At 54.7% G+C, this 17,093-nt stretch carries 10 protein-coding genes and 1 pseudogene; 8 read left to right on the top strand and 3 right to left on the bottom strand.

Going from position 1 to position 17,093, the window contains the following annotated elements; translation table 11 throughout:
* Positions 1-58 precede the first annotated feature (58 nt).
* Positions 59-967, top strand: coding sequence for a LysR family transcriptional regulator (locus RBB81_RS21990; protein ID WP_353072164.1), 909 nt, complete (start codon positions 59-61; stop codon positions 965-967).
* A gap of 555 nt (positions 968-1,522) precedes the next feature.
* Here the strand turns inward: RBB81_RS21990 and RBB81_RS21985 are convergent.
* Positions 1,523-1,921 (bottom strand): DUF1330 domain-containing protein, encoded by a 399-nt coding sequence (locus tag RBB81_RS21985; RefSeq protein ID WP_353071730.1) that lies wholly within the window; start codon positions 1,919-1,921, stop codon positions 1,523-1,525.
* 387 nt (positions 1,922-2,308) lie between these two features.
* Here RBB81_RS21985 and RBB81_RS21980 point away from each other — a divergent pair, with 387 nt between their 5' ends.
* The 5 genes and pseudogenes from RBB81_RS21980 to RBB81_RS21960 all read left to right on the top strand — a co-directional run bounded on the left by RBB81_RS21980 (position 2,309) and on the right by RBB81_RS21960 (position 10,829).
* A complete protein-coding gene (locus tag RBB81_RS21980) occupies positions 2,309-2,572 on the top strand; it encodes a hypothetical protein (RefSeq protein WP_353072163.1) in 264 nt (87 codons plus the stop codon).
* Between the two features lie 544 nt (positions 2,573-3,116).
* Positions 3,117-3,404, top strand: a pseudogene (locus tag RBB81_RS21975) (hypothetical protein); the annotation flags it as partial.
* A gap of 27 nt (positions 3,405-3,431) precedes the next feature.
* Positions 3,432-6,224 carry a sensor histidine kinase gene (locus tag RBB81_RS21970; RefSeq protein ID WP_353073963.1) on the top strand — a complete coding sequence of 931 codons (2,793 nt, stop codon included), beginning with the start codon at positions 3,432-3,434 and terminating at the stop codon, positions 6,222-6,224.
* A 29-nt stretch (positions 6,225-6,253) separates the two neighbouring features.
* Entirely contained in the window at positions 6,254-6,928 is a 675-nt protein-coding gene (locus RBB81_RS21965) for a response regulator transcription factor (protein WP_353072162.1), read from the top strand.
* 190 nt (positions 6,929-7,118) lie between these two features.
* On the top strand, positions 7,119-10,829 hold the full coding sequence (locus tag RBB81_RS21960; protein WP_353072161.1) for an Ig-like domain repeat protein: 3,711 nt from the start codon (positions 7,119-7,121) through the stop codon (positions 10,827-10,829).
* Positions 10,830-12,068: 1,239 nt separating this feature from the next.
* Here the strand turns inward: RBB81_RS21960 and RBB81_RS21955 are convergent.
* Both RBB81_RS21955 and RBB81_RS21950 read right to left on the bottom strand, forming a co-directional pair.
* Complete coding sequence (locus RBB81_RS21955; protein ID WP_353072160.1) at positions 12,069-12,233, bottom strand: hypothetical protein; 165 nt, start codon at positions 12,231-12,233, stop codon at positions 12,069-12,071.
* A gap of 215 nt (positions 12,234-12,448) precedes the next feature.
* Entirely contained in the window at positions 12,449-12,673 is a 225-nt protein-coding gene (locus tag RBB81_RS21950) for a hypothetical protein (RefSeq protein ID WP_353072159.1), read from the bottom strand.
* Between the two features lie 155 nt (positions 12,674-12,828).
* Here RBB81_RS21950 and RBB81_RS21945 point away from each other — a divergent pair, with 155 nt between their 5' ends.
* Complete coding sequence (locus RBB81_RS21945; RefSeq protein WP_353072158.1) at positions 12,829-13,212, top strand: MHYT domain-containing protein; 384 nt, start codon at positions 12,829-12,831, stop codon at positions 13,210-13,212.
* A gap of 1,371 nt (positions 13,213-14,583) precedes the next feature.
* The gene (locus tag RBB81_RS21940) at positions 14,584-15,114 is read left to right on the top strand and encodes a hypothetical protein (protein WP_353072157.1); all 531 of its coding nucleotides are present in this window, start codon (positions 14,584-14,586) and stop codon (positions 15,112-15,114) included.
* The last annotated feature ends 1,979 nt before the right edge of the window (positions 15,115-17,093 follow it).

Genomic DNA, 17,093 nt, shown 5'->3' with positions numbered 1-17,093 from the left:
ACCGTTCTGTAATGATTTGTTGGGCTTCATAGGTGCCTGATAGAGATATCTGGCACCTATGAAGACTGGGCTCAATGCTACGAATGTTCGCGTGTTTGAAGCGGTGGCGCGTCTCCAGAGCGTCACCTTGGCGGCGGAGGAGTTGGAGACGAGCCAGCCGTACGTCTCGAAGCAGATTGCCGTGATGGAGGAGCAGCTCGCTGTACAGTTGTTTGCCCGAGTAGGTCGACGTCTCTATCTCACCCAAGCAGGTGAACTGCTGCACCAGCACACAAAGGTGGTGGTGGAGTCTCTGAAAGAGGCCGAGGAGATGCTGTCGCGAGCTGCTTCCGCTTCACAGAAGAGGCTTCGGATCGCGACCAGTACGACAGGGATGTACATGCTTCCAGAATGGCTCGCGGGCTTCGAGAAGAAAGTCGCGGATTTGGAGACGACGGTTCTGGTTACGAGTGGTGACGAAGTGGAGCGGCAAGTCATTTCTGGTGAGGCAGACCTGGGTTTTATCGCGAGCCGGCCACGGTTTCGCAGCTTCCTCGTGAGTGTTGTGGCCGAGGATAGCCTTGCCTTGGCGGTTCAGAAGGATCATCCTCTCGCGACCCATTCTTCCGTAAGCCTCGATGAGCTAAGCAAGGAGAGGTTCATTGTTCGCGAGCCCGAATCGGCCTCGCGAGCACTCACCGAGAGGAGGATTTTTCAGAAGCGGCCTGACTGGAGATTTCGATTGCAGATCAATCATATCGATGCAATCAAGTCTTCTCTGGAAGAGGGCCTCGGGATCTCCTTCATCTCTAGGCGAGCGATCGATCGAGAGCTGCAGTCCGGAACGCTTGCCACGATTCCTGTCGACGGTGTTGATCTTCGCAGGCCAATCTGCATGCTGACCGATGCTCATAAGTTTGGATCAAAAATAGCAGTTCGCCTGGCGAAGCACATTGCGAGTCACGCATCGCAAAATTTCCGGTGTTAAGCGCCGTCACCACAAGAGAGAACCATCCGCAGGGTCGTCAAATCCGGACTAACCCCTGAGGCGCCTTTCTCTAGCCAGTTCGTCCCTGACCCCATCCTTCCATGACCGACAATGCTAACCGCACTAACGGGCTCTAGGCTTGGTAACGCAGCCGTGCCGCGACTTGGGAGCAGCGCACCTTGCGCCCCTTCGGGATGTGTGTCTTCCGTTACTGCAATGAAGGGAGAGAACTCACGTCATCATCATCAGGTAACCCGAACAGACCGAGGCGCTCATCCAGACGAGCTGGAGGTCAAATCGCGGGTTCCGGTCGGATGGTCGGCAACCCTTACCTTGGGATTAATTCCGGGTTGCCCGTGACTCGGGAAGAACTCGTCGACTGACTGGAGGCTGACTTCCCAGACGCCGATTTCTGGGTGTCAGCGAGATTTCGCTTGATTGCATAAACAGAGTCGGCTTCTTCCTGCCGAGCCGTGGTAGTCGATAAGCCACAATCTGCCCTGGCCGGGGGAGCCAGCATTCTGATGCAGTCATCTGAAAACTTGACTTGTCCCGTCACTTGGGGGCGAGGCCTTCGACGATAAACATGCGGCCCTTTGACGAGCTTAGCCGGATCGGCTTGATCGCCTCATAGGCTGGCGAACCATACCAGCCACGCGCTTTCTCCACGCTGTCGAAAGCGATCACTACGATGCCCTTTGGCGGTTCGCCATCGAGGGCCTGTGTCTTGGCACCTCCACTAACGAGAAAGTGATAGTGGCCATTGAAAGGCGCCAGCGTCGCCGGGACCTTCTCCCCATATTTCTGTAAGTCAGTGAGGTCCATTGCATCGACTTCCGAGATGACGTAGACAGGCGGCGGCATAACTTGCCGCGCATGCATCGCCTTGGCGCCAGCAACGCCGATCGAGACGCCGGCCGACACTGCGAGCGCCAGTTTGTGGTTCGTCTTCATGGGTCCACTCTCCTCGGTGTGCTTTTGCGAACAAGCACTAACCAGTACAACCTGAATGAGGTTCCACATACTAAGTCTGCGTTAAGATATTGCAGACTCGTCTGTACCTGTTGCCGGTAGTATGGTCAAGACTGCTAATCCCAAGGCTGTCCCGAATGCCAGCTTGGTTTTCATATTAGATCCGACGACAAGTTGGAATCTCGGATTGGATGCCGCTTGCTCTCCTAGGCCGGCTTCTGGGAACTTGCTAAGGCTTATCACGCGGGGGGCAGAGAAGTCGAACGATTCCGGTCGAGTTGTCGGCAATCCGGAAGTCGTCCTGCAGCTAATCGCTTGCGGTCTGCCTGGAACCGGGGAGGCATAAGATTGGAGGCAGAGGTATTTCGAATGCTATACAAGAAAATCAGTGTGGAAGTGATCGTCGTTGCCGATGAGGCCGAGGCCGTTGTCGCGGAGTTGAACGCCGCACTCGATGGGCTGGAAGCGAGCCACACACTCTTCGGTGGTGGGATAGAGACCGTCGCTTTCGAGCATCCGGGAAAACGAAGGAGATCGGCACTCGCACACACGATCGCCGCCGGTGAGACGGTCGCTGCTGCTCTCAAGACCGCACGTGACGGCATGACGGTTGCCCTCCGCGCAGTCATCTAATGTAGACCGTCCCGCGAGCGAAGGCCCATAGAACACGTTGAGAAGCTCGGGAGCAGACGGCCCTGCCTGGAAGATAGCTCGAGCGGTTGGGTTTTCGGAAACTGTGAAGAGTTGTGACGCGTAACTCTGCCCCGTCGCTTGTCAGTTGGTGCAAATCGCCATTGCGCTCATTGGCTCTTGAGAGCATTCCATTTGTCTGTATCGTCGCCCTTTCGGACAAATGGCTCCTCGCTCCTAACCGGTGAACACAGAGTAGGTCATACACCAGCTCATTATTCTGTTATTGGACCTTTTTGGTCCTTCGCACAACCCTGGCGAACTGCGCCTAAGTAGAACGGGCCGAGTCGACAGAGGGAAGGTACTCATGCTTCGCCCAATATCCCTCTGTCGCACTTGGCCACACTGGCAACAATGAAGGAGGTTGAAATCGCTCTGTGCATCGCAGCATGGGAGATTGGCGACCCATCGACCGAACGTTTGAGTGCAAAATCGTGTAGGTGTTGAAAAAGTCACCCCGAATTCGTCGATTGGGTAGAACTCCGCGATGGAATGCGACGTCTTCAACAGCAGAGCTTCAAGATGCTGCTGTGGATCGCCATTGTTGCTCTATTCTCAAGTTATGAGCCACGTCTGGCAATCGGACAGAGACTTCACATCTTTAGGTTTCTGTCGTAGAAGTGGGACTCTCTGTCTCATCTTCTGTCTATCGAGTTACTTCTTCACCTTGCTGGCCGAGGACCTCCCCGTGAAGCCGTTGAGGTACTATGCACTGAGTTCATGGAAGACAGATCAAGGTCTGCCACAAAACTTCATTACCGCTATCACTCAAACTTCGGATGGTTTTCTCTGGGTCGGCACTATGAGTGGTCTAGTCCGATTCGATGGTGTGCGGTTCGTTTCCTTCGCCGCAGGAGCAGGCGAAAACAACTTGCAGGAGCGAGTGACAGGGTTGGTACCGGGCGAAGACGGAAGCCTCTGGATTGGCACATCGGCAGGCCTGACTCATTACGAACATGGCAGGTTTGTTGCAATCGCCAACCAGGCTGGTTCAAAGAGATTTGTAGTTGATGATCTTGTTCCAGATCATGAAGGCGGCATATGGGTGGCCACTCGTAGCCGATTGTTCAAAGCAAACAACCACGCATTTACTTCGTGCCTGCTACCCGTGGATGGCCGTGCCGGCGGATTGAAAGCTATTGCTGAGGCTAACGATCGGACTCTTTGGGTGGCGGGGAATGAAGGAGTGTTTGCGGTTCGCGGAGGGAAGGTCGCTCGTCATTATGGAGATGCTGAAGGGCTTCCTGCGGCCAACATCTCGTTCGTCGATGCCGACGCTCGTGGGAATGTGTATGCCGGAGATGGGCATCGTCTCTTCCAGCTAGAAGGTGAGCGATTCAGGATCGTTCAGGCCCCTGGACGTGGCAACTTCGTCTCTCTATTAACGGATCACACTGGTGCCCTGTGGATGGCAAGCGGTGGCCTTCATGGGATCAGTCGCAATGTGGCGGGAAAGATCGATTCCTTCACGACGGAGCAAGGTCTCGTGAGCAATGATGCGCGCATCCTCTTCGAAGATCGTTCGGGCGATATCTGGATAGGTACGATTGCCGGTTTGCAGCGCCTGCACAATGGAAGGTTTACAACCTACACCGCCGCGGATGGATTGCCTCAGGGCCAGAACCAATACGATGCTGTCTTTGAAGATAAGACGCACTCTATCTGGGTCGGATCCCTCGAAGATGGAGTCGGTCGAGTTCACGAAGGCAGGTTTGAGCGGCTCAGCGTTGGCGAGGGGCTCAAACGCGGTCAGGTGAGAGGCTTTGCGGATTCCGATAAAGGGATCGTCGTTGCCATATCCGACTACGGTCTATTCCGACTGAGCGGCAAACGCTTTGTGCCCACCGCCGGCATCCCGCATGGATACATTACCTCACCGATAAGCGATACAGCTGGCGCTCTTTGGTTCGGAGTGAATGGCAATGGAGTCTTTCGGTTGGATCACGGTTCGCTTCGTCACTTCTCGACAGCGGATGGAGTCCCCGGAACGCGTGTATCGTCCTTGCTGCTCGATGAACAGGGCGCAGTGCTCGTGGCTACCAATGAAGGTGTTGCGGAGTTCCGCGGCGATCGATTTGTAGCCATCGCAGATGTTCCGACGATTTCCATCGGAAGGGACGATCAGCGTGGCGGTCTCTGGCTCGGAACGGATGATGGGCTGGTGTTCTGGAAATCCGGCCACGTGAGGCGAATCACGCAGGCGCAGGGGCTTCCTGGTAACCTCGTCCTCGCAGCGGCAACCGATGATGCCGACAATCTGTGGATTACTACTGCGAATGCGATCGCACAGATAGACCGCAAGCAAGTGGACGCAGTGCTGATGGGAGCAGAAAACACATTGTGGCCGAAACGATATACGCAGGCCGATGGCCTCAGAAGCCGAGATGTCTTGCCGATCGGCCAGGTAGACATGGCGCGCGCGCACGACGGGCGCATCTGGCTGGCGACGGCGAATGGTCTCTCTGTCGCTGACACGAAAGCCTCTCCCGCTCCCCTTGCACAGGTGTTTGTCGAATCGATTGCAATCGACGAAGTACTCCAGCAGACCGCGGATCGGATCGTCGTGCCGCCGGGTCGCCATCGACTTACTGTCACCTTCACCTCGCCCGATCTGCACTCGCCGGAACAACTGCGCTTTCGCTACCGGCTCAATGGCTGGGATAAGGAGTGGCTGGATGTAGCCTCCGCACGTGAAATCTCCTACACTGGACTGCCTCCGGGCGACTATCAGCTGCGAGTCGTCGCTGCTAACGAAGACGGAGTCTGGAGTAACGCCGAGGCATGGGTGGGTGTGCACGTCCGTCCCTTCTTCTACCAGACCAAGCTCTTCATCACCCTTGCGTGTCTAACCTTGCTCGCCATCGTCATCGAGATCACACGGCGCCGGACGAAGCATGTCGCGGAGCAACAGCGATTGAGGTTCCAGGAACGCGCCGCAGAACGTGAGCGCATCGGATACCAGATTCACGACACCATCATTCAGGATCTCGTCGGCACCGCGCTTCAACTCGAACTTATCGGCATGCAGATACCAGAGCACTCAGAAAAGACAGCGTATCTCGTGGCGGACTTGACCACGCGTATGAGGGAGATGGTGGGTAAGAGCCGCAACATGGTGTCGAGCCTGCATTCCATGGCCACTCCTCAGTACCACCTTCTCGAAGTGCTGAGGGAAGCTGCTGCGGAGTTTCGTCTCGGTGAACTGCCCATGTTGAAGCTTGAAACAAAGGGCAAACAGCCTGTCATTGAGCCTCTTATCCGGGACGAGGTCTATCGCATCTGTCGCGAAGCACTAGCGAATGCCTTTCGCCATTCCAGTGCCACCCGGATCGATGTCTGTGCTGCGTTTACGGACGAGGGGATAGAGGTTTCGATCAACGACGATGGGATTGGAATGGATGAAGAGACCCTCAGGATAGGCAGGTCGGGACACTTCGGCTTGAGCGGCATGCAGGCGCACGCTCAGCGTATTGGGGCAACTGTGCTGATCGAGAGCGAGCCGAATCTGGGAACCCGTGTGCGGCTGAAGGTGCCGACGCCCTCGCGCCGCTGGTGGCATCTAGTTAGAAATATCGTGGCGCCCAGTGTGCGTTGAACCGATGCGAGTTAGGATAAGTGAACACGGTGAGCATTCGACATAATACTTCGGAAGACAACATACTCGTCCAAGACCGCGTGAAGAGCGTCTCGCTCCGCATCATGATCGTCGATGACCACCCCATGGTGCGAGAAGGACTTGCCGGCATTCTCGAGCGGCAGGAGATGGTGATCGTTGGAGTGGCGGCAACCGGACGTCAGGCCATCGAGATGTTCGCTCAATATCTGCCTGACATCTTGTTACTTGATCTAAGACTTCCCGATCAGAGCGGTATTAAGGTGATGCGCAAAATCCTGGCCGACCGCCCAGATGCGAAGATCATCTTTCTGAGCTCCTCGCAGGGTGACGCGAGCATCTTCGATGCAATCTCCAACGGCGCCTCCGGATATCTGGTAAAGGGAATCGACGGCGCCACGCTTGGCGAAAGCATCCGCCGAGTATGGGCTGGCGGACGCTGTTTGTCGCCGGAGGCGGCTGAGAAGCTCTCGCAGCATGTCGCCTCGAAGAAGCTGAGCGAGCGGGAGATTGAAGTGCTGCAACTTATCTCCAAAGGCAACAGCAACAAGGAGATCGCCCGGCTGCTCTTTGTAACAGAAGACACGATCAAGATGCATGTAAAGAAGATCCTGGGGAAGCTTCCTGCGAATGACCGGACCCAGGCGGTCGTGATCGCCATTCAGCGCGGTCTGCTGGACGTTTGAGACCGGTACCCGAAAGGGTAGGTTCAAAACTACTCTAGGCAGACGGTTGCATTCCGATGAATTTCGTCTATGCTTTGCGCAAAGCCGTACTTGATTCCCCTCACTTTGTAAATAACAACTTCGCTCGCCGGCAGTTTATTGCAGCGGACGCAGCCGAACTCTGTCTGTCCAACGGAATTGGAGATATCGCATGTGTAAGGGCATTTCACTCGCTGCAGTTCGTGGCATCCTCGCCGTAATCGTGTCGTTTTTCTTACCGGCTCTTGCCATCGGGCAAGTGACCCCGCAGATCACGCAGCCGGTTGATGCCAGCGTCCGAACACGGATCTCCGGCACGGTACACCCATTGGCTAATACGCAGAATGACCGTGGGCGGGCGGATGCATCTTTGGCCATGAAGGATATGGTTCTAACTCTGCACGCCAGCGCAACACAAAAAGCTCAGCTCAAACAGTTGGCGGATGATCTCCACAACGCCAACTCAGCAAGTTATCACCACTGGCTGACACCCGCACAGTTTGGCGCGCAATATGGTCCCGCCGATAATGACGTAAAGGTTGCGAGCAACTGGCTCACTGCCAATGGTTTTAAAATCGAGGAGATCTCTGCGGCGAAGACCTGGATCCGTTTCTCCGGCGTGGCGCAGCAGGTGGAGCAGGCCTTCGGAACAGAGATTCACAAGTACTCCGTCAAGGGCGTTACGCACTACGCAAACGCCACCGCGCTTTCTCTGCCTGCCGCACTGGCGCCGGCGGTCTCTGGTGTAGTCAGTATCAACAACTTTTTGAAGCGGCCGCAGCATATTACCCCAAGCACCGTTGCCCGCAACGAAGACGGCAAGCTGGTACGGGTGAAAGACAGTACGACAGTTCCATCTACCACTGGCGTCGACACAACGCTCGCGGCTGGCCCAGCCTTCACGTCGACTGGTTCGCAGGAAGAGAACTACCTTGCACCAGGTGATTTTGCGAAGCTCTACAACACAACGTCACTGATCAACGCGGGAGTAAATGGCGAAGGTGTCGCGATCGCTATCGTCGGGCGCTCCGATATCAGCCTGTCGGACATTGAGGCTTTTCGCAAGCTCTTCAAACTTCCATTCAATGACCCGAAGATCATCTACGCGACAACCGATCCCGGCGTAATCTCTGGTGACGACGAAGAGGCGATTCTCGACGTGGAGTGGTCCGGAGCCGTCGCTCCGAAGGCGAATATCAATTTCGTAATCGGTGCCAGCACACTTACAACCGACGGCGTCGATATCTCCGCCGCATATATCGTTGACCACGCCCTCGCGCCCATCATGTCGATCAGCTTCGGCGAATGTGAGTCTGAGATAGGTGCAACGGAGATGGCCTTCTATCACGACCTCTGGCAGCAGGCGTCGGTTGAAGGAATTACGGTTCTAGTCTCATCGGGTGACGGTGGATCGAGCGGTTGTGTCATCCCGAGCGAATACCGTGCCAGTCCTTTTGGCCTGGGCGTAAACGGTCTCGCATCCACGCCGTACAACGTGGCGGTGGGAGGAACGGAGCTCAACGACGTTGACACGAATACTTATTGGAATATCGCAAACGGTTCAAACCTGTCTTCGATCAAGGGCTATGTGCCTGAAGCTGTCTGGAACGAGAGCTGCAACGTCTTTCTTCCAGTCTCTGCGACTAATTGCTATTACAACCCAACCTATGAGAGTACCTATGCCGGTGGCGGCGGAGCTAGCTCCTGCGCTACAACGACCACGGACCAATATGGTAATACCACCTGCGCTGCCGGTTATCCAAAGCCCTCATGGCAGACAGGAATCGGCGTTCCGAAGGACGCTGTTCGCGATCTACCGGATGTGGCGCTTGCGGCAGCAGCCGGGCATGACGGGTTTCTGCTCTGCTATAACGGCTCGTGTCAGTGGACTACAAACTCGGATGGAAGTTTGACTCTGACGCAGGCTTCTGTGATCGGCGGAACCTCAGCGGCTTCGCCTTCATTCGCCGGCCTGATGGCGTTAGTGGAACAGAAGAATGGCGCCTACCAGGGCCAGGCAAACTATCAGCTTTACAAGATCGCCGCCCAGCAGACTCCCTCCGCCTGCAATTCAAGCGCGGAGACAAATCCCACCCAGCCGACGTCCTGCGTCTTTCACGACGTGACCGCCGGTTCGAATGCGATCAGCTGCCCTCTTCGTGATCCCAATTGCACTATTTCGATTGCAGGCAGTACAGTGTTTGGCGATCTGAGCGGATATTCGGCGACAAAAGGCTACGACCAGGCCAGCGGTCTTGGTTCCGTTGACGCTGCGTACCTAGTTGGCGCGTGGGAGAAGGTCAAGCTCCTAGGTTCCGCGACGAACCTCGCGCTTTCGAAGACTACCTTTCCCCACGGAACGCCAGTCACAGTTACGGCAGATGTGGAAGCTCTAGTCGGCAATGGAACACCGAGTGGTTCGATCGTGCTACGGAGCAACGAACAGCCCCTTCTCAATCCGGAGGTCTTGACCGGTGGCACCTACTCGGGTGCGATCAATAACCTTCCCGGTGGCACCTATCGGATTAGCGCAGAGTACGGTGGTGACGCCACCTTCACAGGCAGTACCTCCAGCCCCATCACAATAACGGTCTCGCCTGAAAGCAGCGCCGCGACCGGAACGACGTATACCGCCTCCCGCTTTTATATTCTGGGGAGGCGGCCGATCGTCGAGGCGTCCTCGGCACAGCTTGCAAACAGCTTCTACGTCCAGTTCCAGATCTCTGGGCAATCGGGCGGCGGCGTACCGACGGGAACGATCGCGCTGAGTATGGGCTCGCAATCAATCGGCAAGTTTCCGCTCGATGCTACTGGGAAAATCTACGTTCAGTGCGGCCCCTACACAAACTGTGATTACGGGCTCGGCACCTATACCTTCGTCGCCTCCTACTCCGGAGACAGCAGTTTTAGTCCGAGCACGTCCAGCGCACCTTTCACCATCACAAAGGGATCGCTGGACTATGCCGTAGCACTAAACAACCAGACGCCGCCTCCGGGTAGTGAAGTTGTGGCCACGGTCTTCTTCAATAACGATCCGGCTGTGTTGCCGACAGGGGCGGTGACGCTTACACGTGACGATACCGGCGCAACTCTTGCCACAGGCACCATCAATAAGAGCGGTACGGCGGTCATTCCATTCCTCGCTCCGGCGGGCATGTACAGCGTCCTCGCAAGCTGGAAGGGCGATGCAAACTATCTCCCAGGGTATCTCTCATCCTATGAGCAGATCATCACTACGTCATCCGGCACAGCCGCATCCATTACGACCCTATCAGCGAGTGCCAGCACAGCGGCGATAGGCCAGGAGACCCAATTCACAGTGCATGTTGCAGCGACTGGAAAGACCACCAAGCTTCTAACGGGAACGGTCACTCTTTACTCAGCGGAAGGTCAGCTGGCTGGCTCCATGAATCTCGTGGGCGGTCAGGCCACAGGGTTCGTTCAGTGGGGTCATGTTGCGGTAGAGAAGGTCTACGCTGTCTACTCTGGAGATGTGAACTTCTCCGCCAGCAGCAGCTCCTCGTTCCCCGTCATCGTCACACGAGCGACTGCGACTCTTGCGCTCAAGGCAAACGCCAGCAAGGTGGTTTCCGGAACAGAGACCAGTCTCACTGCTGTCCTCAGCAGCGCCCTTTCTTCTACCAACGTATTGGCTCCAACCGGAACCATCCAGTTCTATGATGCCGTCAACGGAGCAGCAGAGAAGGCAATTGGCCACCCACAGGCACTGAACACTGGCAACGGCGGAACCATCCTAGCAACGCTTGCTCCAGTGCTTCCAGAAGGACGGAATGTGATTACGGCTAAATACAGTGGCGATACAAATTGGAACGCCGCATTCTCAATACCTTCAGCCGTAATAGATGTGGCCGGAGGGAAGTAGGCTTCAAATAAAGGAATGATATCGTCTTGTGAAGCGATACGCGTGCAGAGCGCCATCTCCAATCAGCAATCAACAGATGGGCTCTGCACGTGGGTTCGCATTCAGTCGGTCCATGGTGGCCGCTAGTGCCGGTGCCAACCTGGATAGTAGAGTCTCGATCAGTTTTGTGAGAAACCGCTGTTCGCCCACCAAAATTGAATCGACGCTCCCTTTCTGAGTCCATCCGAGAACCAAACGGGTATGGATATTCCACTTTCTGCGACCAACTACCTGAGCGTCACGCAACTCATTGAAACCAGATGGTACAGACCACACTCTACGCCACCGATTACACGGGAAAACGCCCTTATCATCAGAGACTGGATAACGAACTCCTCAAGCGCAGCCATACCACCATTGCTAATCATGTTCGCGCCGGCTAGATTGGCGGGACCGCCTAAGGCATTGCACGGCGATGACTGGCCAATCACCCCTCCCCCGGCCCCCCGCTGCCGTCAGCGTACGTAGAGTAGCTGCACCCCAAATCTCCGGCGCTGTTTATTGTAAGAGACTTTGGATCAACAGTCCCGCGCTTTCGAGGAAACCGCTATCCTGGAGCGATAATAAGAAAGTGACCGTTATCGGAGTAGTCCATTCAATTGAAGCCATAGAATTGTCTGGATCCCCACCAGTTTAATAGCACGTTGCAACCTTGAGTCGTTCCACGCGGGCACCGGATTCGAGTAGCTGTTTTCGATGTTGACGCCAAAGAAATGCTGTGCGATCGCATGGGGCGGGGACGTCCTCTTCGGCACCGCGGAACTTTGCGCGATGGATGGCATCCAAGCACAGCAGAGTGCATATCCCACCACCATGGCGCGCAGAATTGGGAAGTCGCGATGTTGGTGATTTGATCGAAATATTGAGTCTCGCCTTCGGAATGTGGGTCTGTTCGTCTTACCGCCGGATGTTAAGCGACTATGCCAGATAAAGCCGAGAATAGGAGTGTCGTGACTCATTTCGCACGTGCCCAACTTAGACCCTGATGTCTTGACAGAGTTTCCTTGGATGAATCGCCTTCGTAATTCATCGACTTAGTTGGTCAGGCTGAAATTCTGTTTCGCGGATGCAGCATCACACCGGTTCTGGCGCATAGTGCCGCCTGCTCCGGGGTCTCCCAAGCAGAGTCCGCTGCTTCTGGCGCGAATTCGGCACATGCCCTGCCCCGCCGATGTTATTTCGAAGAGCTCGTTAAACTCATCAGCCGCCTTCGATCATTGGCACACCCTGGTCGTCGAGGACCAGGTCGCAGACACTCCCGTTGCGCCAGTTGCCACCGCAATATCTACTAACACCACGCCAATCCAACTCAGCCCGCCCCTGCACCTCAATATCGAACGTCTCCGCTTCAGCCGCGACGGCCAATACATCCTCGCCCAGGACGAAAGCTCGATCTTTGTCCTCTCTCGCGACCCCTTCCGCGAACTCTTTCGTTCGATGCCGAGCGCGCCCTGCCCGCGGACTTTACACCTGACTCCAAACAGATCGCCTTCTACACCCCTAACCTCCAGGTTGAGCTCTGGAACATCGCCCAACAAAAAGGCGTCTCCGCCCGCGAGGTCGTCACTCAGGAAAACTGCCTACAGACCCTTCTGTCTCCCGATGCCCGGACCCTTATCTGCATCGCCTATCCCCCAGCCGAGGTCGACCTTAGGATTCTCCTCATCGACGTCGAAACCGGGCAAGTTGTCTTCGAGAAGAAGAACTGGTTTCATCCCAACTTCAACTTCGAGAGGTCGGTCCTCATCCGCCAGTTCGAGAGACACGTCCGGCGTTCTGCCCTCCGCATTTTCGGCCGATGGCAACACCCTCCTCCTCGGCCCCGGTGCGTACCGCCTAGCCTTCGATCTCCGCACTCGAACTCCCATCCAAATATTGGGGGTCCTGACCAGTTACGAGTTCCCCGTTATGCAACTTCCGAGCTACTACAGATGCTCACTTCACCGCCGATAACAGGCATATGCATATACAAGGTTCTCCTCTGATTGGTTTCGATTTTCGATTGGTTGCATTGTCGGGTCTCGCCCTGATCGTCTCAACCTATGTGACCCTCGCGTTGGCGGAGCGAATCAATGCTTCGCAAGGTAGGGCTTGGTTTGCATGGCTCAGTGGGGGTGCGTCCGCAATGGGAATAGGAATTTGGTCGATCCATTACCTCGGACTGAAAGCCCTCGACTTGTCCGTACCGATGTTGAACAACCCGGCTGTGCCTCTTTCAATACTGGCGACAATTTTCGCTTCGTGCATCACTTTGCTTGTGGTGAGCGGGAAAACTGATTCCGGGCGACATGGAAAAGCAAAGCGCCAGCGCGGTTCCTTGGATCTGGTTTTACGCCGAACATAATCTCACTCGCAAATGGATATTGCCGCTTTGAGGAGCGCTGAGTCGGATGTATTGCTGGCATAGGCTGTGAACTTAGATTGGAGCGTGGGCGGCCCAGATGGACGATTGGGAAGGCTCGAAGAGGGCCAAAAACCCTCCTATCGACGGAAAGCTAGGCATCTGCTCAATGCCTGAACGTCTTGACAAATCGGGCGAGTGAGCTGAAAACAGGCCACCATTCTAGAGTTGAAGTACCGCTGTCGTCCGCGTCGCTGGTGTGGATACCATCACGACCACGACAGCAAGGTCGCCCCTTCGGCACGAACCATAGGGTTACCATCGTCAGCGTTAGATTTAGCAATAGGACAGACCCCAAGAAACTCGAGGGACCTCGAACTCTCAGGGACGAAAATGAGGAAAGATATCGCTAATGCAGGGGGGGAAGATGCCGATGAAAGACAGTGAGAACGGAGACTACGATGCACATCGCGATCATCGGGGCGTTTGTCATAATTCTGTTGGCACGACCGTTTGGGAAATGGCGGGCGAAAGTTTGGCTCAAAGAGTTAATATCTACGAGGGAAGAAGAAGCTCTTGGCGAGAGAGTGTCAGTACATGATCGGATCTCGACATTCTGACTTACGCTGCTAGCACATAAACGAAACACGGACTACTGTTGGGTATGAGTTTTCGCACATAGACTTGCTCACAGATATATGAAGTTACGCTAAGGGAAGTGCAGCCGCTCTGACATACCTAGTCGGAGCGTCATTGAAATCCCTAAGAAGATCGGACGGTCGAAGATTCGCGGTCCGGCACATGCCTCGAAATCGATGAGGCGAGTCATCTATAGGCCAGTAGGCGCCTGCTTCGAAGCCTACGCGATGTGCGCTTTACCATTTGATCTATGCAAACAGCGATTATCGATGGTGGAGCCGACCATTCCTCGCATTCAGAAACCGAATTTACGCGGGCTTGGCCGCAATCAGACTGCTTTGAAGCTTTCGTGGGACTACGAAATGTCTGTCTAATCTCCGTTTTCTTTTGGATGTTCTTGCGAAGGTCATCCATACATTGCATTTCATGTTGCACACTCCACGGTGATGATTACTCTCTGAATGAATTGGAAGTTTGAGGCAACTCCCGCGTCAGTATTGGCGCACTTGGCCGCCGACAGCCCTGCTAAGGTCCAGTTATGGTAGGGTTTGACAAGAGGTGCCCAATTAGGCATCTCCCGCAAGTTGCCGCCTCTCGATCGCCTTATCACTGCCGATCAATATAACTCTCACTTTTAAGAATATGCTGCTCTCGTGGATAGACAATAGAACTCTCTTCGCCTGCCAAACTCTCTTGACGGTGGTGTACGCCATCGTGTTTTTTAGTATGAGGCGGATGCATCGTCATCTACCTGGCACTGGTTCGTTCGCTCTCGGCTTTTTTTCCGGCTTTCTTGGATGCGTCCTGTTAGTTATACGAGGTAGCCTCCCCAACGTCGTCGCTGTCGTCGTTGTGAACTTCTTGCTCTTCTCTGCATTTGTGTTGTTCTATCGTGGGATTCTCCTCTTCTGTCGCAGTCCGCGGACGACTCGCACGCTCTGGACTTCAGTTGGTGTCGCTCTTCTTTTGTTGATGTACTTCAGCACAGCGAACGACCAGAGTGCTCCTCGAATCGCCATCGTTTCCGTGGTGCTCTTTCTTTCCCGCGGCTTCATCGCTGTCGAACTTTTCAGACAGGTTGGTCAACGGGTCATCCTGACCGTCTTCGCAGTCCTGATGACCACCTACGCCCTGTTTGGGGTGGGTTGCTCGGTCGTTACCTTCCTCCACGGTGCTCCCTATGACCTCATGCAGACGAGCAGCTTCCAGCCCAGCACCGAACTGAGACGAAATAGCCTCAGTCCTGTGAAGTTGGCTCGTCAGTAACTTCCGAATGGCCCGTGATTCGCCCGCAATCCGCGCTGGAGTGCTTTGTGGAGTTCTCACAAAGTGCATCGGCGATTTGGCAACTATCGGGGATAGTGGGATTCGCTGAGCCATGAAACACATTTTGACGCGATAGAAGTGGCAGTTTTCACTTCGCAATCGAAGCGGTTGGGAATAGGTGAAATCCGGATTTGGAAGTGTTTTCTTGCGGCCGATGCGCTATATCCCGTCCCGAACGACTCGTCCCGAGGAGTGCAACCCTCCGGGGATGAGCGCGAGGTGGTTCCATTTTGGGTCGGCGTGTGGATTTAATGCGACCCAGATCTGGTTCGAGTATGACTTTGGAGCTAGAATGGTCTCGTATCTGATGGCACTCGTTGAGTTAGCCTGCATCGGAGAAAAATGAAGCTGTTTGATGTATGTACGTTTTTCCTTGTATCGATCGTCTGTGCGAGACGATACCCGTTCCCCTGGAAACATCTGGCCGCGGCTCTAATAGCGAGAGATCGTTTCCACCAGATATCGGCAGTCTGCGATCTCTTAGGTTTGCTCACAGCCTGTAATTACGTGATGTCCCGCATCTCTAGATCAAGTCACCACCCCGCTTGGATTAGCTTTCTGTGCGCGGGCTACGTCGCCGTAGGATTACTCGTTACTCCCACCGCCCGATCTCTTATTCGAAGCGTCTTTCTCAGAAAATCTAAATTGGAACGACCTGCCAAGCAAGTGTTGTCATCGCAGTAGAGTCATGTACCCGTTTCAAGGAAACATCATGTGTCTCTTATCGAAATTGCTGGAAAATACGCCGCCCTGTTAGGGCGGACCCATCCGTTCAGAATCATTCGAACCTTGGATCTGATTTCAATTAAGCAAACCTATGCCCGCTCTCTATGCCGAGCTTTTCACGAGACTTTCAATGCATCCCATTGTGTGGATGGTGCTTGCACTTTTTTCTTCGACGGCCGCTTTTAAGGCGTTCTGCGGAATAACCGCCTCTGTTCAGTTGTTGCGGATTGCATTTTTACTGGAGATTTTCTCTGTCGACGGATTGACTCTCCATCTGCACGTCATTGCACGGAACATCTTACTCTTGTGGTCAACCGTAGTCTTCTTCATCTTTGCCGCCTGCGCCATTGCCTGGGTCAGGGATCGGCAGGAATGGGGCCGATCTATGTACCTTAGGGCCCAATCACGTGACGTCGATTCTAACCGTCTGAGGGCAAAGAGCTAGTAGTAAATGCCGGGACCAGCTTTCCTGCCAGATCAAAACAATCCTCACCGACTATATCGAAGGAACTTCGCCAAGCAGACATTCCGACGTGTCCATCGAAGAACATTGGTAGTACCGTATCCAACTCTGGTAGGAGGCAAGAGCCAGATACAAACGCGCGGAGCGGTCCAACGCTAAGACCATTCAAACGATCAAAGAAACGCGTATCGGATGACGGCGAGGTACGGCTGTGATGCCGAAGATCTTCGAGAAAAACTTCGACATCACTGAGCTCGCCCTCCGAAGTAACTTCGATCTTAGCTTCCCAATTTTGCAAAACATACCCGGTCAGAGCGTATGAATTTTGCATATGAAACCGCAAGATCACGATAAAAGGCACTCCGTCTATCCGGAGTTCTGAGTTTGTGTATTCCAGAATCTGATAATCGCAGGGCGTCATTTTCACTGTTCTGGTAAGCGAACTGTCGGGATGTCGTTGCATCCTTTTGGACAAGTTCGGTCAGGTTGGATAGTCGATGGATCAATCCCTCCATCAGGCTTCTCAAGTCACTGTTATACCATCGCGGTGGAAGAATTGAGGTGACCCAAGAGAGAACCTCAGGAAGGACGGTTCTAAAGTGGGAAATCCAGGAAGAAACGACCTCGTCATGCCAGAGTTCGGAGTAAACGGACGTTTCGAGATGGAAAGCCGCTCCTGGAAGCTCGCGAAAGTTCCAATCTGGAGCTCCAAACATATGGCCGTGGTCGA

Source organism: Tunturibacter gelidoferens, from assembly GCF_040358255.1.
Taxonomy (GTDB): Bacteria; Acidobacteriota; Terriglobia; order Terriglobales; family Acidobacteriaceae; genus Edaphobacter; species Edaphobacter gelidiferens.
This window is presented reverse-complemented; position numbering and strand designations above follow the sequence as displayed.

What these genes read in the sequence shown, in the direction of transcription:
- RBB81_RS21940 (WP_353072157.1), top strand. Translation starts at nt 14,584, where the DNA reads ATGCATCGTCATCTACCTGGCACTGGTTCGTTCGCTCTCGGCTTTTTT.
- RBB81_RS21970 (WP_353073963.1), top strand. Translation starts at nt 3,432, where the DNA reads ATGAGTGGTCTAGTCCGATTCGATGGTGTGCGGTTCGTTTCCTTCGCC.
- RBB81_RS21960 (WP_353072161.1), top strand. Translation starts at nt 7,119, where the DNA reads ATGTGTAAGGGCATTTCACTCGCTGCAGTTCGTGGCATCCTCGCCGTA.
- RBB81_RS21985 (WP_353071730.1), bottom strand. Translation starts at nt 1,921, where the DNA reads ATGAAGACGAACCACAAACTGGCGCTCGCAGTGTCGGCCGGCGTCTCG.
- RBB81_RS21990 (WP_353072164.1), top strand. Translation starts at nt 59, where the DNA reads ATGAAGACTGGGCTCAATGCTACGAATGTTCGCGTGTTTGAAGCGGTG.
- RBB81_RS21980 (WP_353072163.1), top strand. Translation starts at nt 2,309, where the DNA reads ATGCTATACAAGAAAATCAGTGTGGAAGTGATCGTCGTTGCCGATGAG.
- RBB81_RS21945 (WP_353072158.1), top strand. Translation starts at nt 12,829, where the DNA reads ATGCATATACAAGGTTCTCCTCTGATTGGTTTCGATTTTCGATTGGTT.